This is a genomic window from Mycobacterium angelicum (assembly GCF_002086155.1).
Lineage (GTDB): Bacteria > Actinomycetota > Actinomycetes > Mycobacteriales > Mycobacteriaceae > Mycobacterium > Mycobacterium angelicum.
This window is the reverse complement of sequence record NZ_MVHE01000011.1, coordinates 1-21,624: the sequence shown is the minus strand read 5'-3', so window position 1 is coordinate 21,624 and position 21,624 is coordinate 1. Positions and strand designations below refer to the sequence as shown.

Below are 21,624 nucleotides of genomic sequence, written 5' to 3'. Positions count from 1 at the left end.
GTTTTCCTTCACTTCGTTGTTGCGAGCAGCGGCCGGTGGCCGTTGGTTTGGAAGACGAACCGCCCGGCGATGTGCCGCGCGTGATCGGCGAAACCCTGGTAGCACTGCACTATCCGGGTCGCGTCGTCGGCTGTGCCGGCGTCGCTGCAGCGACGCGCTGCCACTCCCGGCTCCCGAGACACCAGTACTTCCTGAATGGCGCGGCCCAATCCGATTGCCGTGGAACTCAATTCGGCCACGTATCGGTTCAGTTCGCTGGGCACCGCGTGCTCGGGATGCCGCCGCCGGGCGATCTCGGCTACCTGTACCGCCAGTTCGCTCATCCGTTCCGCATCGCCGGCGATCCGGATCGCGTTGACGATCTGACGGAGATTGGCCGCCGACGGCGATTGCAACGCCAGCAACAAGAACGCCGTTTCGTCGGCGCTGGCCCGCATCGCGACGGTGTGCTCGTGCAGCGCGGTGACGGCCTTGGCCGCCTCGACGTCGGCCGACAACAGTGCCCGGGTGGCATGGTCCATCGCCTGACTGGCCATAGCGGACATCTCGGCGAGCTGGAAGGTCAGCGCCGCGAGCCCGTCTCCGATTGCGCTCGTCATGTCCGCGAATCGGCCGAGCCGGCCGGGTTAAACCTGCCGCAGCGAATCGTTATCAAATCGCGACCTAGCGCGCCCTAGCGCGTCCGGGGCCGGCAGCGTGCCACGGGAGTGCCGACTAGCCGGAACTCCTTGCTCTTGTCCAGCTCAACGTCAACCCCATCTTGGAAAAGGATGATGATGTCCGAACCGCCGAACTGGAAGTAGCCGAACTCCTCGCCCTTGGCCATGTGCTTGCCCGCGACCGAGGTGAGCACAACCGACGACACGTGGGCCATGCCGACCGGTATGACCGCGACGACGCCGATATCGCCGCAATCGGATTGGGCGGTGTCTATCGTGACGACCCCGCGAGTCTGGGAGAACTCGTAGCCGCTGGTGGTGCTGTCACTGGCCTGCAGCTCGTGATCCTCGATGCCAACCCGCATGAAAACCTTGCCGTGGATACGGAAGGACTCCTGCACCACACCGGCCACCGGCAGGTGATACCGGTGATAGGCATGCACCGGCAGCATGTAATGCACGAACTTGCCATTGGCGAAGCTGTCGGCATAGGCGCTGCCGTCGATGAGTTCCCGGATGTCGCCGTACTTTTCATTCTTGACCGCGGTGGCCGGGATGCTCGAGTCGGCGCCGATATCGTAGGCCTGCTGGAAACTGCAGTCGGCCGGTGAGGTGACCACCAAGTTGCTGATCGGCTCAGCGATCGGGCGCAGCCCGCCGTTGAGTTCGCGAGCGATGAACTGGTTGGCCGTCAGCCAACCACTGGGCGCGTTCGGCACGCCGTCGACCAGCGATTCGTGAACGCGGTACTCCGGCGCGTTGTCGATGAACGACTGTAAGGCGGCGGGGCTGAACGACTCCGGGCTGTCCATGAAGTTGCCGAACTGCCGGGCGAACTCGGACATCCAGTCGCGGAAGGCTTTTGAATCCTGCGGCGCTTTCCCGTCGACACCCTGGTCGAGGAGAAAATAGAAGTGCCCCATCCGGTCGCTGACCTCTTGGGCGTATCGCTCTTCGTTCTTCCACGCGTCCGCACTCGACTCGTGTGGCACCCACCGCACCAGCCGCTTGAGATAAGCCTCGTACTCGCCGATGTTGCGCGGCCATTCCAGCGCCGCGAACAGCTTGGGATTCAAGTCGGCCGCGGCCCAGTCGCGGGCCTTGGCCAACGATGACTCGACCAGATCGGCCAGCCCCGGCTCGTTGTCGAGGGTCTGGTGCAGCTTGTCGATGATGGTGTTCGTCTGAATCATGCGAGTTAACCCCTTGTCTTCCAAAGCATTCGGACCCCGGCCGCACCGGCCAACGGCATCGCAACCAGCGCCGCAGCGGGCAATGCCACCCGGGCGGTGCGGGTGCGAGGGCTGGGTTCTGGACGCAGCGGGGGAGCCGCGGAGCGAAGGTCGGCCGATGCGTTGGCCATGGCCATGATCTGGCCGAGGTGCAGCGCGTTGCCCGAGCCCGCGTCGCTGATCTGGGTCTGGCAGGAGAATCCGTTCGACACCACCAGCGCGTCCGGGTTTTTGCGGATCGCCGGAAGCAGCGCCTGTTCGCCACAATCCATCGACAGCTGGTACTTGCCCTGCTCGAATCCCCACGAGCCGGCCAGTCCGCAGCACCCGCCGGAAACAGGTTCGACGTCGACGCCCATTTTCTGCAGGACCTGCTGGTCGGCGTCGACTCCGCCGGTGGCCCGCTGGTGGCAGTGCCCCCACAACAGCGCACGTCCGGCCGACACCTGAGGCAATTCGACGTCGAACTCGGTAAGGAACTGCGCGAAGTGGTAGGTGTTGCGCACCAACCGGTCCGCGTCGTCATCATGGGGGAGCAGCTTCTTCAGTTCGTCCTTGAACACCGCCGTACAACTTGGTTCCATCCCGACGATCGGTGTGCCGGCGCGTATTTCGCTACGCAGCTGATCCAGCACATCGAGCAGATAGCGCTGCGCGACGTCGAGGAAGCCGTAGTCATACAGCGGCCGGCCACAACAGATGTGGCCCTGCGGCATCACCACCCGCCAGCCCGCCGCCTCGAGCGCTTCGACGCAGGCCACCCCGACATCTGTGTGCAGCCGGTTGTTGAAAGTGTCGGGAAACAGGATCACCCGCGGGCCGCCGGCGTTGACGATCGGGCGTTGGGCGAACCATCGTTGCAGGGTCATCGGCGCGAAGGTGGGCAGCGGCCGGCGCCGGTCGATTCCACCCAGCGCCTTGGCAATTCGGGAGAGCCCCGGGGTCTGAGTGACAAAGTTGGCCAGCTCCGGCACGGCGCTGGCCAATCGTGCGGCCTGGTCGATGAACCCGAATGCGTAGGCATAGCGCGGGCGCCAGCGGCGCAGCGACCGGTAGTGGTGGTAGAGGAACTCCGCCTTGTAGGTGGGAATGTCGACCTCGACCGGGCAGTCGTTGGTGCACCCCTTACAGGCCAGGCACAGATCCAGCGCGTCGGCCACCTCGGCCGACTGCCAGCCGTCGGTGATGACCTCGCCGCGCAGCATCTCGAACAGCAGCCGCGCCCGCCCACGGGTGGAGTGCTTCTCCTCCCTGGTGACCTGGTAGCTGGGGCACATGGTGGTCTGCGCCTCGGGCACCCGGCATTTGCCGACCCCGACGCAGCGCAGCGCGGCATGCGAGAAGTCGCCATGGTCCTCGGAGTAAGCGAACTTCACCTCCGGGCGCGGCGGGTTGTAATCGGTGCCCAGCTTGAGGTTCTCGTCGAAGCGGTAGGCGTCGATTACCTTGCCCGGGTTCATCTTCCACTCGGGATCCCAGATCAGCTTGAACTTTCGCATCGCTTCGATCAGCCGCGGGCCGTACTGCTTGCCGAGCAACTCGGCGCGCTGCTGACCGTCGCCATGTTCCCCGGACATCGAGCCACCGTAGGACGCCACCAGGTCGCCGGCCTCTTCCATGAAGCTGCGGTAGTTGCGCAGGCCGTCCTTGTGGCGCAGGTCGAACCCGATGCGCGAGTGGATGCAGCCCTGACCCAGGTGCCCGTACATGGCGCCGCGCAAATTGTGCTTGGCATACAGCTGCTGCAGATCGCGCACATAGTCGCCGACCCGCCGCCACGGCACCGCCGAGTCCTCCCAGCCCGGCCAGTGATTGCCGCTGTCGACCGGAAACGCGGTCGACCCCAGCCCGGCCTCGCGGATCGCCCACAGTTGTGCGCTGTTGCCGCCGTCCTGCTCGCTGCGGGCCAGCGCGATACGGTCGTCTTCGACGCCCTTCTTCTTCAGCCAGTGCACGAATTCCTCTGCGCGGCACAGTGATTCGCCCGGCTGGTCGGACCCGAACTGCACCATCAACCAGGACCCGCTGGAATCGGGACGCGGCAATGCCGCACGGCCGGCGGGGTTGGCCCCGGTGACTTCCTGGTCGTGCACCAGCACATGGTCGACGGCTTCCAGCCCGATGGGCTTCCACTCCATCATCTCCGGGGCCGCATCGCCGGCCTCGCCGAGTGATTCGAATTGCACGACCACCACGGTGCGGTGGGCCATGGCGGGGGTGAGCATCACCGTCGCGGTAAGTGCTATGGCGCAGGTGCTTTCGGTGCCGACCAGGGCACGGGCGACATTGAATCCCTTCTCGGGCAGCAGTTCGTCCAGGTTGTAACCCGACACCCGGCGGGGCAGCTCGTCTACCGAGGGAAAGCCCTGGCGGATGTCGTCGGCATACTCGTCACGCAAATCCCTTAGCGCGGCATATATTTCGCCCTTGCGCCCGCCCGCGGCGATGATGGCGTCCAGCTGGTCTTCCTCGTTCACGCCGACGGTGAACCGGGCGCCGTCGTAGGTGAGGACGTCGAGTGCATGGGTGTTGTCGGAGGTGCGCGGCCCCGGCCCGTAGAACTGGGACTGGATCGAGTGCACCCCGCACGAGTTGTTGCCGATATTGCCGCCCAGGGTGCATCGCGAGTGCGACGACGGGTCGGGCCCGAACACCAGCCCGTGTTCGCCGGTGGCCTTGTTGAGTTGCTCGTTGATCACTCCGGTCTGCACCGTGGCCACGCGGCGATAGGCGTCGATGTCGATGATGCCGGTGAGGTACTTCGAAAAGTCGATCACCACAGCGACATTCACCGTCTCGCCGGACAGGCTGGTCCCGCCGCCTCGGCAGAGCACCGGAGCGTGGTAGGCGTGGCAGGCCCGCACCGTTTGCACCACGTCGTCGAGGGTCTTGGGGACCACCACAGCGATTGGAACCTGGCGATAGTTCGACGCGTCGTTGGCATACATCGCCAACGTGCCGGCGTCGAATCGCACTTCGCCGCTGACATGGCGGCGCAGTTGGCTTTCCAGGCCTGCGACGTTGACCTTGTCGACGCTAGCCATCCCGGCCACGAACCGGGTATCCGGCCGGGCCGGGATGGTCTGCATCCGCTCGGATCTGAGCAGACTCATTCGCTGTCGCCCCGGCCGCCGATGGTTTTGATCGACTCGGTGAACTCGTGCATCTTCTGCTTGGCGCCCTTGGTTCCGATGCTGACCCGGTCCGGGTCCTTCATCAGCGCCTTGGCGGTCTTCTTCGCCATCATCTTCTTGATGTGCGGCGGCACCGGCGGAATGTCCTTGTCGACCACCACTTCCAGTACGACCGGACCGCTGGCCGCCAGCGCCTGGTCCCAGGCCTGGCCGATCTTGGCCGGATCGTCACACCGAATGCCGGTGATCCCGAGCAACTTAGCGAACTCGGCGTAGGGAACATCTGGAATGTACTGCGAGCCCTCGAATTTCGGTTCACCACCCATGGCCCGCTGCTCCCAGGTCACCTGGTTGAGGTCTTCGTTGTTGAACACGCAGAAGATCAGCGGGCCGTCGGAAAGCCGGTCCTTGTAACGCTTGACGGTGATCATCTCGGCCAGCCCGTTCATCTGGAACACGCCGTCGCCGACGAGGGCGATCACCGGACGGCCCGGGTGGGCCAGCTTGGCGCTGATGGCATAGGGCGTGCCCGGTCCCATGGTGGCCAGGTTTCCGGCCAATGAAGCGGCCATGCCGGGGCGCAGCCGCAGGTGCCGCGCCCACCAGTTGGCTACCGAACCCGCATCGGTGGTCAGGATTGCGTTGTCGGGCAGCCGCTTTGACAGCTCGTGCACCACCAGCTCGGGGTTGAGCGGATTGGCCTTGTCGTGGGCGCGCTTGTCCAGTACCGCCCACCACTCCTGGACTTCCTTTTCGATCTTGTCCTGCCAGGATCGGTCCTGCTTGCGCTGCAGCAGCGGAACCAGTTCGCGCAGGGTGTTTTTGGAGTCGCCAACCAGGTTGGCCTCCATGGGGTAGCGGGTGCCGATCATGCGGCCGTCGAGGTTGATCTCGACACCGCGGCACTGCCCCTCCTTGGGCAACCACTCGGCGTAGGGGAAGCTGGTGCCGATGAAGAACAGCGTGTCGGCGTCCGACATCATGGCCTGGCTGGCGGTGGAGCCCAACAGCCCGATCGGCCCGGTGACATAGGGCAGATCGTCGGGAAGCACGGCGCGGCCCAGCGAGGTCTTGGCCACCCCCGCACCGAGCAGTTCGGCGGCCTGCACCACCTCGTCGACGGCCTCGGTGGCGCCCTGGCCGACGACGATCGCCACCTTCTTTCCGTCATTGAGGATCTCGGCGGCCTTCTGCAGCTCGGACGTCGGCGGAATCACTCGTGGCTTGGTCCAGCCGATGCTGCTGAACACGGCTCCGTGCATGCGGGGCGGTGACGGTACCGCATCGGCCTCGGCAACGTCCTCGGGCAGGATGATGGTGGCCACCGTGCGGTTGTTCAGCGCCACCTTGCACGCCCGGTCCACCAGGTGCCTTGCCTGCTCGGGTGCCATGCAGGTCTGCACGAAGTCCGACGAGACGTCCTTGTACAGCGAGTTCGGATCGATCTCCTGCTGGAACGCGGCCCCCAGCGACATCCGCTTCTGCTGGCCGACGATGGCGACGACGGGATAGTGGTCGAGCTTTGCGTCGTACAGGCCGTTGAGCAGGTGGACGGCGCCACCACCCGAGGTGGCCAGACAGCAGCCGATCTCGCCGGTGAACTTGGCATGGCCGGTCGCCATGAATGCGGCCATCTCTTCGTGGCGGGGCTGGATCAGCTCCGGATCGCCGCCGGCACGGTCCAAAGCGCCCAGCATGGACAGGATTCCGTCACCGGGGTAGCCGAAGATCCGATGGATGCCCCACTGTCGCAGGCGATCGACGATGAAATCGGCTGTCTTGGGCATGTTGCTCCTCATGTATTTGTCTGTGCGCAATGATTGCCTATGGCTACGATTGGTGGGCTACCCCCACTTCGGCCGGTCGAAACAGCGAAGTCAGGCGGGCGGATCGGCCGGGTCGGCCAGGCGATGCGCGGTTTCCAGCAACAGGGCATGGACGAAGGCCTGGGGCAGATTGCCCCGCAACTGTCGTTGCCCGATGTCGAACTCCTCGGTGAACAAACCGGGCGGACCGCAGGCGGTGCGATTGCGTTCGAACCAGCGCACGGCCGCCAGGTCGTTGCCCTGCTGATGGTCGGACAGCGCCATCAGGAACCCACAGAGCAGGAAGGCGCCTTCGGCTTCACCCAGCGGTTGCTCGTCGGGGCGGAAACGGTAGACGAAGCCGTCTCGCCCCAGATCATCGCGCACCGCCTGCAGGGTGGCGACGGTACGCGGATCGGTCGCCGCAACCGCGCCGCGGATCGCCGGAACCAGCAACGCGGCGTCCACCCGCGAATCATCCGGTCCCCGTTGCCATCTCCCGTCCGGATGCAGGCAGTCCAGCGCGGTGTCGGTCACCAGGAGATCGGCCAGGCGCTGCCACTGTGAGCCGTGCCGCGCGGGCACCACCTCGGCGATGCGCCGCAGTCCGGCCGCACACGTCAACCGGGAATGGGCCCAGCGCCGGTTGTCGAGCTCCCAGATCCCGGCGTCGGGCTCGCGCCACCGTTCTTCGATCGCTTGCACCAGCGTGTGCACGGCCTTCCAGTGCATCTTGTCCAGGCGGTCCAGTCGCGCGGCGGCGGCCAACAACAGCAGCGCCTCGCCGAACACGTCCAGCTGAAACTGATCGGTCACCCAATTGCCGGACTTGACCGTGGCACCGGGATATCCAGGCAGATCGAGGTCGTGCTCTTCGGGCACCAGGTTGCCGGTCACGCAGTAGGCCGGCTTGAGGCCCGGTCCGTCGGCAAGCACGCGCTCGCTGACGAAGCGAACCGCGTCGTCGACCAGCGGGTGGGCGCCGGCGACGGCCACCGCCTGACCCACGTAGCACTGATCGCGGATCCAGCAATACCGGTAGTCGTAGTTGCGGCCTTGTTCTGCTCGCTCGGGTAGCGACATCGTGGCCGCGGCCACCATGCCGCCACCCTGGCTGGTCAGCCCGCGCAGGACCGCGTACGAAACACCGGCGTCGTCGTCGGCCAGTGTTCCGGAAAAATTCGGAACCGCTTGGTGCCAAGCACTTTCGGTGTCCCGCCAGGCGTCATTGGGCCGTGCGACGTCGCTGGGCAGCTCGCGATCGGACATTTCCAGAATCAGGTCGTGATCGTCTCCCGGCGAGACCTCGACGACCATTCGCAAGAAGCCGTCGTCGTCCAGGGCGGCATGGCCCGCGCCGGTCCACCGGAAACGGATCGGTCCCGACCGCCCGGTCCATATCCCGTCGGCGCGGGACAGGTCAGACATGGGCTCGGTGCCGAACCCGGCACGCACCTCGAGCGCTACTTGCATCCGGGTTGGCCGGTCGAGCGCGCTGATGCGGCGCAGCAGCACCGCTGTGTGCGGGTCGCCGGGAAATGCCAGCGCCTCGCGGCATTCCACGATCGCGTCGGTGCTCACCCAGCGCGACCGCCAGATCAACGACTGCTCCTCGTACCGCCCGCCCCAGACGAACCGGGGATGATCCGGCGAGACGGCGTAGAGCCCGCCGCCACCGAGCAGCGAGTTGAACACCGCGGGACTATCCCAGCGCGGCAAGCACATCCAGCAGCAGTCGCCACGCGGACCCACGACGATTCCGCGTTCCCCGTCGGCGAGCAACGCGTACTCGCGTAACACGTGCGGCGAAACCAGTTCAGCCAGTTGCGGTCCGTAGTTTTTGTCGTTCACTGGCTGCGGGCATACCCGGTTTGCGTTGCGGGTAGTCACCCCGACATGACATTTCCTGCCGGCGAGCCGATTCCCGTGGAGTCCGTCGAAGCCTCGGCCTACACCATCGACACCGATGCCCCGGAGTCCGACGGCACCCTGGGCTGGGATTCGACCACCTTCATCCTGGCGACGGTGCGGGCCGGCGGTCAGGTCGGTACGGGCTACACCTACGGCGGCACCGCCGTCACGACGGTGGTGAACGCCAAGCTGGCCGACGTCCTGTCCGGGGCCGACGCGCTGCAGCCGCCGGCGCGGTGGGCGCAGATGCAGCACGCGGTGCGCAACATGGGCAAGCCGGGCGTGGTGGCCAGCGCGATCTCGGCGGTCGACATTGCGCTGTGGGATCTGCGGGCCCGACTGTTGGGTGAGCCGTTGGTGATCGCCCTGGGTGCCGTGCATGACGCCACACCGATTTACGGCAGCGGCGGGTTCACCTCATACGACAACGACACCCTGGCCGCGCAGCTGCGCGGCTGGGTTCAGGCCGGCATTCCCCGGGTCAAGATGAAGGTGGGCCGCGACCCCGACGCCGACCTCGACCGGGTTACCGCCGCCCGGGCGGCGATCGGCGAGGACACCGAGTTGTTCGTCGACGCCAACGGCGCCTTCGGGCGCAAGCAGGCGCTGCTGTGGGCGCAGCGCTTCGCCGACTACGACGTGCGGTGGTTCGAAGAGCCGGTCTCCTCCGACGACCTCGACGGGCTGCGCCTGCTGTGCGAGCGGGGGCCGGCCGGCATGGACATCGCCGCCGGCGAGTACGGCTACCACCTGCCCTACTTTCACCAGATGCTGGCCGCGGGCGCGGTGGACTGCCTGCAGGCCGACGTCACCCGGGCCCTGGGTATCACCGGAGTGCTCAAGGTCGCCGCGTTGTGCGACGCGCGCGGCATGGACCTCTCGCTGCACTGCGCCCCGCAGATCAGCGCCCACGTCGGCACCGCGGTGTGGCACCTGCGCCATCTGGAGTACTTCCACGACCATGTGCGCATCGAAGGCCTGGCGTTCGACGGCACCATCGATCCCGAGCCGGGTGGCCTGTTACGTCCGGACCGGACCGCGCCCGGGCACGGGCTCACCGTCAAGCACGCCGATCTCGAGAAGTATCGGGTTGCGTGATTTCGGCGCGGGCCTGGTGCCAGCCGAAGCCCGCCCACACTGCCGCGACGATGCCGTCGGCAACGCCGCCCTGCAGCCGGCGCCGGTCGAGGATCCCTAATCCGAACGCGGTCAGCGAATGAATGGCGTCGACGACAGCACCGGCAGCAAGCATTCCCCGGCTGGGGTTGATCCCCGACACCCACGCCTGAACCAGATGACGTGCCCCCAGAATGCGGGTGACCACGAGCGCCTTGCGGTCGGCCTGCACCCCGTGCAGCGCGCTGAGGACCGCGCTCGGGGCGAAGAGTAGTACTGCGCCCCACGCCGCGCGCAGGATTTCGATGCGGCGAAGCTTCATGATTATTAGCTTCCCAATCTGTTGCCAATTCAAAACCCTTATTTGCGGGGGGAATTTGTCGTAGTGTTTTTTTGATTCCTCGGCAAACCAGCTACGAAGGGATGGCTGTAATGAGTTTCTGTGTGTCGGCGCCAGAGGTGATTTCGGCGCAAATCCATTCGGGTCCCGGCTCAGAGCCGATGCTGGCCGCCGCGGCGGCTTGGGACGGCCTGGGCGGCGAGCTCGGCTCGGCTGCGGCGTCGTTCTCCTCATTGATTTCCGGGCTGGCCGAAGGGCCGTGGCAAGGTTCGGCAGCCAAGGCCATGACCGCGGTGGCTGGCCAATATTCGCAGTGGCTGAACCGGGCGGCGACCGAGGCCGGGGGCGCGGCCCTGCAGGCCAAGGTGGTGGCCTCCAGCTTCGAGACGGTGCGGACCGCGGTAACCCACCCCCTTGCCGTGGCGGCCAACCGCTTGCGCATGCGAATGCTGGCGATTTCGAATTTGTTCGGGTTCAACGCCCCGGCGATCGCGGCGGCCGACGCCGAATACGAGGGAATGTGGGCCCACAACGTGGGTGCGATGGCGGGTTACTACAGCGCGGTATCGGCGGTGGCCGCCAAATTGTCGCCGTGGCAGCAAGCGTTGCAATCTTTGCCGGGCCAGCTGGCCAGCGCCGCCGCCGATACCGGAATTCCCGCCCAGCTGAGTGCGACAAATCAGGCTTTCTTGGCTCAGATGAAGTTCACCAATGACGCTCAGCTCGCCAAAGCGAAACAAGTGTCCGGTCGTAACTACGCCGCGGCTTCCGAGGCGCTGCGCCGCGGGGATGTGGCCACAGCCGCCAAGTACGGCGCCGCCGGCGCGCTGTATCAGGCCGGCGCGCAGACGGTGGTGGCCACCAATAGGGCTGCCGCCGTTCCCAGCTTGATAGGTCTGGACGCGACGACCGCCGGGCACCTGCTGGCTCCCGCGCCGATAGCCAGAGTGGCGCCGGTCGTGCCCGCTGCGGCCGATCTGTTCGGACGGCTGGGGGCGACCAACGAGTCGTTCGTCGCGCAGCTGAGCTCGGCTAGCCAGACGATGCTGGGCCGCCAGGGAGCCATGGCTTTTGGCGACTTCGGTGTGGCGGCTACAGATCTCGCGCATGGTGACTTCACCGGCGCCGCCACCTATGCGACTGCCGGCGGCCTTATCGATACCGGTGCTGCATGGAGTGTGGGCACCGGATTGGCGTTCGCGCCGCCGCGGTTGCTCGGCCTGGACCTGATGGCGGCTGGTGACTACTTATCCGTGCCTGCGCCTGAGGCTGCGCCGGTAGTGGTGACGCCGGCACCTCCGCCGCCTCCGCCGCCTCCGCCGCCCATGTCCGAATAAGCGCCTGCGAGCGCGGCGACCCGACCGATAAACCGGTCGAAGAAGTCGGCCGGGTCGACGCCAATACCGATGTGGGCGTTGGCTTCTCGGTTTAGTGACCAATCCGCGACGGTTGCGCCGGCCGCGGTGATCTCCACCGTCGCCGGGCGGGTGGCGACCAGTTCGGGGTCCAGCGCGACCGCGGCGGCCAGTGGATCATGCAGATACGCCAGATAGCCAAAGCCCCGATCCCGATGGGACTCGAAGTAGAACCGCAGCGCATCCTCGATGAACCGGATCACCGGAGCAGGGCCCGAAAGCCTGGCGAGGATCTCCGGTGTCATAGCCACCCGCTGGGTCAGCTCCAAACCGCACACGATCGGAAGTCGTTGTCGCCCAGCCCAACCGGCGAACACTTCACCGGCCGCGTCCGGGTCGACCCGGATGTTCCACTCGGCCTGCTGCTGGTCTCCGAAGGCGCCGCCCATGATGACCAGGCGGCGCAACAATGTCGGCAGCGCGGGTTCGGCGCGCAGCGCCAGCGCCAGGTTGGTCAGCGGGCCGGTGACCACGCCGATCAGCTCGCCCGGAAAGGCATGCGCGGCACGCACCCAGGCCGTCGTCGCGTCGTAGTCGGTGAGCCGGCGCTCGGTGGGTGGCGCCTGCGCATAGCCCAAACCCGTTGGACCGTGGAAGTTTCCGCGTTCGGGCCAGTGGCCGCAGAGTGGCTCGTCGGCACCCTTGGATACGGGTATGGCTGGGGCGCCGCACAATTCGAGCAGGCCGAGGTTGTTGGCGCACACCTGGCCGACCGGGATGTTCCCGCCGGTCGAGGCGATGCCGACCAAGTCGGAGTCTTCGCTCGCCAGCAGATAGATCAATGCCAGCGCGTCATCGATGCCGGTGTCGACGTCGGCGAAAACGGGCTGCACCGCGCTCACGATACGCCGACTAAGCTGTGCCAATGCCTGACGACGGTGGCAGCGTCCAGCGACAGGTCCTCCACGACATCGAATCCCGCCGCGCGGGCATCCTCGAGCGCGTAGCGCACTCGCGAGCGCGCCGCATACAAGTCCGAGGCCGCGCTGCGGGCCACTTTGGCCGCCTCGTGCAACTGGTCGGCCACCGCACTGGCCGTCAACATGTCAGACCGCGTGTCGGTACGCATCGCGTCGGCGGTCGCCCCTTGCCAATCCACTGCCAGGGCGTCTCGCCAGACCTGGTTGGCTACCCCGTAGCAGCGCCCGGCGACAGCCTTCCAGTGGTCAGCGGCGTGGGAGAGATGCTCGGTGGGCCAGGCCACCAGCTGCGAAAGGGTGGGGAACGCGGTGACCGCTGACATGTGCTAGACGCGGATCACCGGACTGGCCACGGCGGCCAGCATGTTCGCCGAATCTGTCTCGTTGGCAGCGTAGCGAGTATCAGCCTCGACGACATGGACGGCCCGGGCACCTATCCGTTCGGCTAACGCCGCCGAAAAAGCTGTGACATCGGAGTGGGCGCCGTCGACTGCCAGAGCGCTGGGCTGACCCGACAGACCAAGCCCCGTCGGAGCCACTGTCGCGTTGAGTTCGCCGGCTGCGGCGCCCCAGCGTGTGGCCATGGTCTGCAGACCACCGGTATCGACACGCAGATGCTGCTGCACAGCGGCAGTGTAGCCAAGGTCCTGGTCGCCCGCACTTCAGTATCAAAAGACCATTGCTGATGAGTTTTGGTCGGTGGTAGAGCCGTTAATGCTTTCGCATTAGGCAAGCAAGACAACAGGTTTAGTGATCGCCGGTTGATCCTGCAAGGGATTGCTTGGCGGTTCTATACGGGCAGATCGTAGCGGGATATGCCTGCTCAGTTCGGGCTGTGGAAAACGGATGGAAGCGTAATTACCGATGGTCGCTGGACGGTACCTACGATGAGATGTTCGCCCGCGTCGCAGCCGCGTTCGGGCTCAACTCAGCGCCAAGGCCCCGTCGCGATCCGGTTGACTGCTGCGACACCCCAACTGATGCCCTGCTCGACGACTACAACCAATCCTGCGCCGATGACGCCCTGGGTGGCACCGATTTCCGGTTGCTCTCAGACAAGACCCACTCACATCCGAGCACCCGCGCCCAATTCCGTTTCAAGAGAATCAAATACACCATTCCCGAACGCCGAGATCGGATCGACCAGCAAAGCCAAGGGCTCTGTTGGTGGCCGGTCACCAGGATTCGACGCTGCACCGCGCTCAAGATACGCCGACTAAGCTGTGCCAATGCCTGATGACCTGAAACCGCACTTTGACGATGTACAGGCGCACTACGACCTGTCCGACGACTTCTTCCGGCTGTTTTTAGACCCCACCCAGACCTACAGTTGCGCCTACTTCGAGCGCGAGGACATGACGCTGGAAGAGGCGCAGATCGCGAAGATCGACCTGGCGCTGGGCAAGCTGGGATTGCAGCCCGGCATGACGCTGCTCGACGTCGGTTGTGGTTGGGGCGCCACCATGATGCGTGCGGTGGAGAAATACGACGTCAATGTCGTCGGCCTCACCTTGAGCCGCAATCAGGCCCGCCACGTCGAGCAGCTGTTCGCGGCGTCGGACAGCCCGCGCGCCAAGCGGGTGCTGCTGCAGGGCTGGGAGCAGTTCGACGAGCCGGTTGACCGGATCGTATCCATCGGTGCCTTCGAGCATTTCGGGCATGAGCGTTACGACGCGTTCTTCACACTGGCCCACCGGCTGCTGCCCGACGATGGAATCATGTTGCTGCACACCATCACCGGGCTGCATCCGCTGGAAATGAAGGAACGCGGTATGCCGCTGTCTTTCACGTTCGCCCGATTCGTGAAATTCATTGTCACCGAGATCTTTCCGGGCGGCCGGTTGCCGTCGATACCGATGGTGCAAGAGCGCGCCACCGCGAACGACTTCACCGTGACCCGCGTGCAGTCGCTGCAGCCGCACTACGCAAGGACCCTCGACATCTGGTCGGCCGCGCTGGAAGCCCATAAGGATCAGGCCATCGCGCTGCAGTCCGAGGAGATGTACGAGCGCTACATGAAATACCTGACCGGTTGCGCGGAGATGTTCCGCATCGGGTACATCGACGTCAACCAGTTCACCTGCGAGAAGTGAGGTCTGGCTTCTCGTGGCTTTTCGGGCGGCGAGGGTGCGCAGAATGCCAATACCTCGCGGCGTGTTGCGTACAGACGTGCACGCTCGCGGGATATGGGGTCACCAGTGCACGCCGGGTAACAGACGCACCAGGCGTTTGACGGGGGCGGGCACCCCTAGCCGGGGTCGGGCTGGGCGGGGTGCAGCGGGCGTCCGGGGCTTGTGCGGAGCCGGCGGAGCCTGCGGCGCCGAAACTCCGCGTGCGGCAGCCGAATCGGGGTAGCCCAGGTAGAGCTGATGCAGGATCCGCCGCGACAGCCGCGGCGCGAAATAGTTGCCGGCCTCGGCCAGCGTGCCCAGGGGGGTGTCGATGCGCACCGGCTTCTCGACAAGCGCGCGCACCACCATGGCCGCGGCGTGCTCGGGGCTGATGGCCGGTACCGGGTTGAGCCGGTGCGACGGCGCAATCATCGGTGTGCGGACCAGTGGCATGTGGATGTTGGTGAACGTGACGTGGTCGGACAGGGTCTCGGTGGCGACCACGTCGGCGAACGCGTCGAGTGCGGCTTTGGTGGGCAGATACGAGCTGTACTTGGGGTTTCGGGCCTGCACGCCGGCGCTGGACACGTTGACGACGTGGCCGAACCGGCGCTCCTGCCAGTGCGGCAGCAGCGCCAGCACCATCCGAACCGCACCGAAGTAGTTGACGGCCATCACCCGTTCGTAGTCGTGCATCCGGTCGTATGCGTTGACCACCGAGCGGCGGATGGACCGGCCAGCGTTGTTCACCAGGTAGTCGACATGGTCGAAGCGGCCCAGGATGTCTTTGACGGTGTGCTCGACGGATGTGGAATCGGTTACGTCGCAAGTGAATGCGTAAGCCTGGCCGCCGTTGGCCCGGATTTCGGCGACCAGCTTGTCCAGCGCGTCGGCGTTGCGGGCTAGTGCGAATACCGTCGCGCCGCGTTCGGCGACCGCGATCGCCGAAGCCCGGCCGATGCCACTGGACGCGCCGGTGATGATGACATGCCGGCCCACCAGCGGATCGCTACGGCGAGCGCGATCGGGATCGAGGTGCTCAGCCCAATAGTGCCACAGTGTGGGCGCATAGCCGCTGAATTCGGGGACTTCGATTCCACTGCCGCGCAACGCATTTCGGGTGTTATCGTCGGTGAACGTCGCCGCGGTGTCCACCACGTCGAAGATCTCGGGCGGGATGCCCAGTTGGGTGGCGGCCATGCTGCGCAGCACCTTCGCGCGCCCGCTGGCCTTGAGCACCGGTGCGGCCATCGAGCGCGGCAGGGACCCGAGCATTGGGGGCAGTCCGGCCGCGCCGGCGACGCCGCGGTAAACACCATGTAGCCCAACGTTTTTCGGAGCAGTCAGGTGAAACGTCCGGCCGTCGGCGCCGGCCGTGTGCACAAGTGACACGAGCGCATCGGAAACGTAGTCAACCGGGACCAGGTTGGTGCGCCCGATGTCGGGCAGCAGCAGCGGGGTGAACGAGGGCAGGACAGCCAGCTTGGCCAACACGCCGAAGAAGTGATAAGGCCCGCTCACCTTGTCCATCTCGCCGGTTCGCGAATCTCCCACCATCACCGCGGGACGGTAGATGCGATATCGCAGCCCGGCGGTGCCGCGCACCAGCGACTCGGCTTCGAACACGTTCTGGTGATACGGCGTCGGCAGGCTTTGGCCGACGTCGAAGTCGGCCTCGGTGTATTCGCCCCGGAAGTCGCCGGCAACGGCGATGGACGACACATGGTGCAGCGTCGCATCGAGCCGTCGCGCCAATGCGACCACGGCCTCAGTGCCCTCAATGCCGACCGCTGCGCAGTGCAGCAGGTGATCGATATCGCCCAGTTCGGCGCGGGTCTGCTCGGTCAACTCGAGCTGGGGAAGCTCACCGACCAGCGGTTTTACGCGTTCGCCCCACCCGGTGGCCAGTCGTTCGAAGCGGCCCAGCGAGGGGCGGCGCACCAGCACCCATACGTGCGCATCGGGCTGTGCGTCCAGCAGACGGGATACGACGCGGCGACCAAGAAACCCGGTACCGCCGGTAACGACATACCGCATGTAGCCCATCGTGCGGGGTGCGACCGCACCCGTCAACTACCTAGGCTCAACTACCTAGGTGAAGCTGCGGATGCCGTCCCAGTCCACCAGGGTCCAGCCGGTCACCGGGTTACCGGTGATCACCACGCGGCCGATGTTGGGCAGCGGATGGCTGGTCAGCAGGCTCTCTTTGGGGTTCTTGACGTTCATCAGCGTCCACACCATGAGCGCGGCGCCCTGAGCGAACACGACCGGCTTGTTGTGGCCGCTGTCGTAGATCTTGCGGACCGCCGCGGTGAACTGAGAGTTGAAGTCGGTGCCGTTGATGGAGCCCGGAATGGCATTCTTGGTATCGCCCTGGATCCAGTCCACCGGTGCCAGCATGTAGGTCGAGTTGGCCATCGATTCGGGTTTGCCGTTGTACCAGCCGGCATCGAGGGATTGCAGGCCGGGGACGATCTCGACTTGCCTGCCGATTTCGCTGGCCAGGGGGCCGGCGGTCTGTTGGTCGGCGGCCATGGGGGAGGAGTAGATGCTGTCGAACTCGTTGTGTCCGACCTGGTGGGCGAGCTGCTGAGCTTGCCCTTTGCCCTCGGCGGTGAGGCTGGGGCCCGGCATGCTGGTGTCGATGACGCCGTCGGCGTTGGCCTGGGACTGCGCGTTGCGGATGAACGTCAACGTGATGGTGCGTGCCTGCGGGCTGCCGCCGCCGCAGGCGCCGACGAACACCGCCACGGCCAGCACCGCGAGGACTTTGTGGGCTTGCCAGATCATGGTGCGCTTCGCCATGGCGATAGCCTGCCCTGCCGACAGCGTTGGAGGGAAGGGTTTGCGATGGTTAAGTGCCGAAAAGTTCTTCAATCGAGAGGAGACTCGCATGGCGATTGACCCGAGTGCCGTCGGCGCGGTGACCGAGCCGATGTTGTTCGAGTGGACCGACCGGGACACGCTGCTCTACGCACTCGGTGTCGGAGCCGGGACCGAGGACCTGTCGTTCACCACCGAGAACAGCCACGGCATCACCCAGCAGGTGTTGCCGACCTATGCGGTGATCTGCTGCCCGGCGTTCGGTGCGGCGGCCAAGGTCGGCACGTTCAACTGGGCGATGCTGCTGCACGGCTCGCAAAGTGTGCGGCTGCATGGGGCGCTGCCGCCGGCGGGGAAGCTGTCGGTGGTCAGCGAGGTGGCCGACATCCAGGACAAGGGCGAAGGCAAGAACGCGATCATCGTGCTGCGTGGTCGTGGCAGCGATCCCGACACCGGCACCCTGGTCGCCGAGACGCTGACCACGCTGGTCATCCGCGGCGAGGGCGGCTTCGGCGGGCAACGGGGTGAGCGGGCCGTGGCGCCGGAATTTCCCGACCGCGAGCCCGACGCCCGCATCGACCTGCCCACCCGGGAAGACCAAACGCTGATCTACCGGCTGTCCGGCGACCGCAACCCCCTGCACAGCGACCCCTGGTTCGCCAGGGAGCTGGCCGGATTTCCCAAGCCGATCCTGCACGGGCTGTGCACCTATGGCGTGTCGGGCCGGGCGTTGGTGGCTGAGCTGGGTGGCGGCGTGGCCGCCAATATCACCTCGATCGCGGCGCGGTTCGTCTCGCCGGTGTTCCCCGGAGAGACGCTGAGCACGCTGATCTGGCGCACCGAACCGGGCCGTGCGGTGTATCGCACCGAGGTCGCCGGTGCCGAGGGTGCCCGGGTTGTGCTGGACGACGGCGCGGCGGAGTACGTCGAGCCTTAGGCGTCCATACCTGGGGTGCCGTTGCCCGTGGCGATGTCGGGGAATGTCACGACCAAGCCAGGGGCGCCGCCCTTGCCGACTTGGCCGCCGTCGCCGCCGTTGTTGCCGAGATCGTTTTGGGGGTTGCCTCCGTTTCCGCCCACGCCGCCGGTGCTGCCGGTGCCGGGGTTACCGTCGAAGTCCTGGCCATCCCCAGCGGTGGCACCGCCGCCGCCACCACCACCGCTGCCGCTGCTTGGCGTCCCGGCGCCGCCACCGGTGAATGTGGTGTCGGTCGCCGCGGCGCCGCCGGCACCCGCGCCGCCGCCGGCAACGGCGGCGGACGCGGCCCCGCCGCCACCGCCACCACCACCGCCGGTAAACAGTCCGAATACGTTTTGATAGCCGCCCCCAGCGCCGCCGCCACCGGCACCGGCGGCTCCGCCGGTAACGCCAGAGGCTGTTTCGCCGGCGCCGCCGCCGCCACCGTAGCCGCCATTTCCGCTGAAGATGGAGGGGTTGGTCTCGACGTAGGCGGCGCCGCCGTTACCGCCGCTGCCGCCGCTGCCGCCTTTGCCGCCGGTGCCGGGGCTGCCGGCACCGGTGCCGGCGTTGCCCCCGGTGCCGCCGGCGCCGCCGCCACCACCACCGCCGCCGACAGCGTTGGTGCCGTACTGAGAATCAAGCGCGAGCACCGTGTCCGCGCCGTTGCCGCCAGCGCCGCCATCGGCTCCGGAACCACCATTGCCGTTGGCTCCGGAGACGGAGTTGCCCCCGTTTCCACCGGCACCGCCTCGTCCTCCGGTGCCGCCTTGGCCACCGGACATGGTGCCCTGCCCGTCGTCGGGCCCGACGCCGCCACTACCGCCGGCGCCGGCGATACCTCCGGTTCCACCGAGGCCGCCGTTGCCGCTGTTGGAGTTGCCGCCGCCGCCGCCGGTCCCGCCTTGACCTCCGTGACCGCCGTTGCCGCCGGACTGGTTGCCGATGCCGAGTCGGGGCGTAGTGCCGCCGCTGCCGCCGTTTCCTGCGGTGCCGCCGGTGCCACCTTGCCCGCCGTTACCGGTGTCGGAGTCGCCGCCGGCCCCGCCGGCCCCGCCTTGACCGCCGTCGCCACCTTGGCCGCCGGAGGTGGAGTTGGTGCCGGGGTTGCTTGGCGCCGAACCGCCTTTTCCGCCTTCACCTGCGGTGCCGCCCTTACCGCCCTGACCGCCGGTACCGCCGTCGGTCCCGGCGCCGCCCTGGCCGCCGCCGCCCCCCTTGCCGCCGTCGCCGCCTCTGCCGCCGGTGTTATTGGTGACGGCGTCGGCGCCGTTGCCGCCCGTGCCGCCGGTGCCGCCGGTGCCGCCGTTGCCGCCATTGCCCGTCACCGAGCCGCCTGCGCCGCCGGCGCCACCGGCGCCGCCGCTGCCGCCGGTACTACCCGACACGCCCGTGCCGCCGCCGCCGCCCATGCCGCCGTCTCCGCTGCCGAAACCGCCGACTCCACCATTGCCACCGGTCCCGCCGCCAAATCCGCCGTTGCCGCCATTGCCCGCGTTGCCCCCAGGGCCGCCACCTCTGCCGCCGTCGCCCCCGGTGCCGCCGGTGCCGCCGTTACCGCCGTTACCGCCGCTGCCGTCGAAGTGGCCGTCACCGCCGCCACCACCGTTGCCGCCGGCGGCGGCGACGGTGCCGTCGGTGATGCCGCCATTGCCGCCCCTACCGCCGCTGCCGCCGTTGGAACTGTGCAGGATTTCGCCGTTGCCGCCGCCACCGCCGGCGCCGCCCGGCTGCGCGGTACCGCCATTGGCGCCTGGGCCTCCATTGCCCCCATCGATGCCATTGGGTGCGCTGGCATCAGCGCCCGTGGTGCCGGCCTGCGCCGGGGGTTGTTGCGACGCGGGCAGCGGTTTGGGGTTGTGGACGGCGGCGCCAGCGGTGCCGGATCCGCCGGATCCGCCGGCACCGCCGTTGCCGTTGGTGCCCGCGTTGCCGCCGGCGCCGCCGGCTCCGCCGCTACCTCCGGACGTCCCGTTGCCGCCGCTGCCGCCGTTGCCGCCGTCGCCGTGGCCGGCGCCGTTGCCCCCGGCGCCACCCGATCCGCCGGCCCCGCCGTCGAGTTGGTTTTGCGAGGCGTCGCCGTTGGCGCCGGCCCCGCCGGCACCGCCGGCCCCAGCGTTGCCAGGGGCGCCGATGGTGCCGGCGTTGCCGCCGTGGCCACCGGTCCCGCCCGCACCATTGTTGATGTCGAGCTGGCCGTCGCCGCCGTTTCCGCCGTTGCCTCCGGCGCCGGCCTGGCCGGCGCCGGAGGTGGCGTTGCCGCCGTTGCCGCCGGCCCCGCCGGTTGCGCCGCCGACACCGGCCCCGCCGCTGCCGCCGTTGCCGCCGTCGGCTGCGGCGCCGCTGCCCGCGTTGCCGCCCGCCCCGCCGGCACCGCCGACACCGGAGTTGTTCTGCGACTGCGCGCCGCGACCGCCGGTGCCGCCATTGCCGCCGCTGCCCGCGGTCCCGCCGGTGGCGTTGCCGCCGTTTCCGCCGGCTCCACCCTGGCCGCCGTTGCAGCCGCTTCCGCCGTCGCCGCCGCGACCGGCGACGCCGCCGGCGCTGGCGTCGCCGCCGCGGCCGCCGGACCCGCCGGCCGCCGAGGTTCCGGTGCCGTCATTGTCGGCGCCGTCACCGCCGTGGCCGCCGTAACCGCCATTGCCGTCGGTGCCGACAGTCCCGGCGTTGCCGCCGTTGCCGCCGCGTCCGCCGGGGCCCGTTTCAAGGTTGTTGGTGGCGCCGTTGCCGCCGTTACCGCCATTGCCGGCGTGACCGACGAACGCGGTCGTGGTGCCGCCGGCGCCGACGTGTCCGGCGTTGCCGCCATTGCCGCCGGTGCCACCGGCGCCGTTATTGGTGGTGGATATGCCGTTGGCGCCGTTGCCGCCGCTACCGCCGTTGCCCGAGTTACCGCCGGCCAGACCGTGGACGCCGGCGTTGCCGCCGTTGCCACCGTTACCGCCGTTGCTTCCGTTGCCGCCGGCCGCGGTGGCGTTGCTGCCGTTGCCTCCGTTGCCGCCGGCCCCACCGCTGCCCACCGATCCGCCGTTGCCGCCGTTACCGCCGCTGCCGGCGGATGCCGCGGCCGTGGTGGCGTTGAAGCCGTTGCCGCCGGCCCCGCCGTTGCCGCCGCTGGTGGGTATGGCGCCGCTAAGGCCGTTGGTGCCGATGTATGCGGTCAACCAAGACAAGCACGGCACCGCCTACACCGTCACCGT

Annotated in this window: 16 protein-coding genes and 1 pseudogene; 5 read left to right on the top strand and 12 right to left on the bottom strand. The window is 67.5% G+C overall.

Annotated features, from left to right (window positions below; genetic code table 11):
- Window positions 1-8: 8 nt before the first annotated feature.
- The 5 genes from BST12_RS09950 to BST12_RS09930 all read right to left on the bottom strand — a co-directional run bounded on the left by BST12_RS09950 (window position 9) and on the right by BST12_RS09930 (window position 8,681).
- Window positions 9-599, bottom strand: a complete 591-nt coding sequence (locus BST12_RS09950; protein ID WP_083112945.1) for a PhoU domain-containing protein — start codon at window positions 597-599, stop codon at window positions 9-11.
- 74 nt (window positions 600-673) lie between these two features.
- Window positions 674-1,852: a phosphatidylserine decarboxylase gene (locus tag BST12_RS09945; protein WP_083112944.1), complete on the bottom strand. Its 1,179-nt coding sequence runs from the start codon at window positions 1,850-1,852 to the stop codon at window positions 674-676.
- Between the two features lie 5 nt (window positions 1,853-1,857).
- A complete protein-coding gene (locus tag BST12_RS09940; RefSeq protein ID WP_083112943.1) occupies window positions 1,858-5,004 on the bottom strand; it encodes an FAD-binding and (Fe-S)-binding domain-containing protein in 3,147 nt (1,048 codons plus the stop codon).
- Window positions 5,001-6,812, bottom strand: coding sequence for a thiamine pyrophosphate-requiring protein (locus BST12_RS09935; protein ID WP_083112942.1), 1,812 nt, complete (start codon window positions 6,810-6,812; stop codon window positions 5,001-5,003). The genes BST12_RS09940 and BST12_RS09935 overlap by 4 nt, the downstream gene beginning before the upstream one ends.
- A 90-nt stretch (window positions 6,813-6,902) precedes the next feature.
- Window positions 6,903-8,681, bottom strand: coding sequence for a glycoside hydrolase family 15 protein (locus BST12_RS09930; RefSeq protein WP_083112941.1), 1,779 nt, complete (start codon window positions 8,679-8,681; stop codon window positions 6,903-6,905).
- Between the two features lie 45 nt (window positions 8,682-8,726).
- Between BST12_RS09930 and BST12_RS09925 the strand changes: the two genes are divergently transcribed.
- On the top strand, window positions 8,727-9,839 hold the full coding sequence (locus tag BST12_RS09925) for an enolase C-terminal domain-like protein (protein ID WP_083112940.1): 1,113 nt from the start codon (window positions 8,727-8,729) through the stop codon (window positions 9,837-9,839).
- Here BST12_RS09925 and BST12_RS09920 read toward each other — a convergent pair.
- A complete protein-coding gene (locus tag BST12_RS09920; protein WP_083112939.1) occupies window positions 9,802-10,179 on the bottom strand; it encodes a hypothetical protein in 378 nt (125 codons plus the stop codon). The genes BST12_RS09925 and BST12_RS09920 overlap by 38 nt on opposite strands.
- Before the next feature lie 110 nt (window positions 10,180-10,289).
- Between BST12_RS09920 and BST12_RS09915 the strand changes: the two genes are divergently transcribed.
- Window positions 10,290-11,534 (top strand): PPE family protein, encoded by a 1,245-nt coding sequence (locus BST12_RS09915; RefSeq protein ID WP_083112938.1) that lies wholly within the window; start codon window positions 10,290-10,292, stop codon window positions 11,532-11,534.
- Here the strand turns inward: BST12_RS09915 and BST12_RS09910 are convergent.
- The 3 genes from BST12_RS09910 to BST12_RS09900 are packed head-to-tail and all read right to left on the bottom strand — an operon-like array spanning window position 11,441 to window position 13,158.
- Entirely contained in the window at window positions 11,441-12,454 is a 1,014-nt protein-coding gene (locus BST12_RS09910) for a nucleoside hydrolase (RefSeq protein ID WP_139801584.1), read from the bottom strand. The genes BST12_RS09915 and BST12_RS09910 overlap by 94 nt on opposite strands.
- Window positions 12,451-12,855: a hypothetical protein gene (locus BST12_RS09905; RefSeq protein WP_083112937.1), complete on the bottom strand. Its 405-nt coding sequence runs from the start codon at window positions 12,853-12,855 to the stop codon at window positions 12,451-12,453. The genes BST12_RS09910 and BST12_RS09905 overlap by 4 nt, the downstream gene beginning before the upstream one ends.
- 3 nt (window positions 12,856-12,858) lie before the next feature.
- A complete protein-coding gene (locus BST12_RS09900) occupies window positions 12,859-13,158 on the bottom strand; it encodes a hypothetical protein (RefSeq protein WP_245850205.1) in 300 nt (99 codons plus the stop codon).
- Window positions 13,159-13,246: 88 nt separating this feature from the next.
- On the opposite strand from BST12_RS09900, the pseudogene BST12_RS09895 reads away from it, so the two are divergent.
- Window positions 13,247-13,728, top strand: a pseudogene (locus BST12_RS09895) (transposase); the annotation flags it as partial.
- A 33-nt stretch (window positions 13,729-13,761) separates the two neighbouring features.
- Window positions 13,762-14,625, top strand: coding sequence for a cyclopropane mycolic acid synthase CmaA1 (cmaA1, locus tag BST12_RS09890; protein ID WP_083113033.1), 864 nt, complete (start codon window positions 13,762-13,764; stop codon window positions 14,623-14,625).
- A gap of 99 nt (window positions 14,626-14,724) precedes the next feature.
- Here the strand turns inward: cmaA1 and BST12_RS09885 are convergent, their stop codons facing one another.
- Together BST12_RS09885 and BST12_RS09880 are read right to left on the bottom strand one after the other, a co-directional pair.
- Window positions 14,725-16,680: an SDR family oxidoreductase gene (locus tag BST12_RS09885; protein WP_083113032.1), complete on the bottom strand. Its 1,956-nt coding sequence runs from the start codon at window positions 16,678-16,680 to the stop codon at window positions 14,725-14,727.
- Between the two features lie 54 nt (window positions 16,681-16,734).
- Window positions 16,735-17,448 carry a histidine phosphatase family protein gene (locus tag BST12_RS09880; protein ID WP_083112935.1) on the bottom strand — a complete coding sequence of 238 codons (714 nt, stop codon included), beginning with the start codon at window positions 17,446-17,448 and terminating at the stop codon, window positions 16,735-16,737.
- 88 nt (window positions 17,449-17,536) lie between these two features.
- On the opposite strand from BST12_RS09880, the gene BST12_RS09875 reads away from it, so the two are divergent.
- The gene (locus tag BST12_RS09875) at window positions 17,537-18,403 is read left to right on the top strand and encodes a MaoC family dehydratase (RefSeq protein WP_083112934.1); all 867 of its coding nucleotides are present in this window, start codon (window positions 17,537-17,539) and stop codon (window positions 18,401-18,403) included.
- Here the strand turns inward: BST12_RS09875 and BST12_RS34210 are convergent.
- Complete coding sequence (locus BST12_RS34210) at window positions 18,400-21,597, bottom strand: hypothetical protein (protein ID WP_170062091.1); 3,198 nt, start codon at window positions 21,595-21,597, stop codon at window positions 18,400-18,402. The two genes, BST12_RS09875 and BST12_RS34210, sit on opposite strands and share 4 nt — an antisense overlap.
- Window positions 21,598-21,624: the final 27 nt, after the last annotated feature.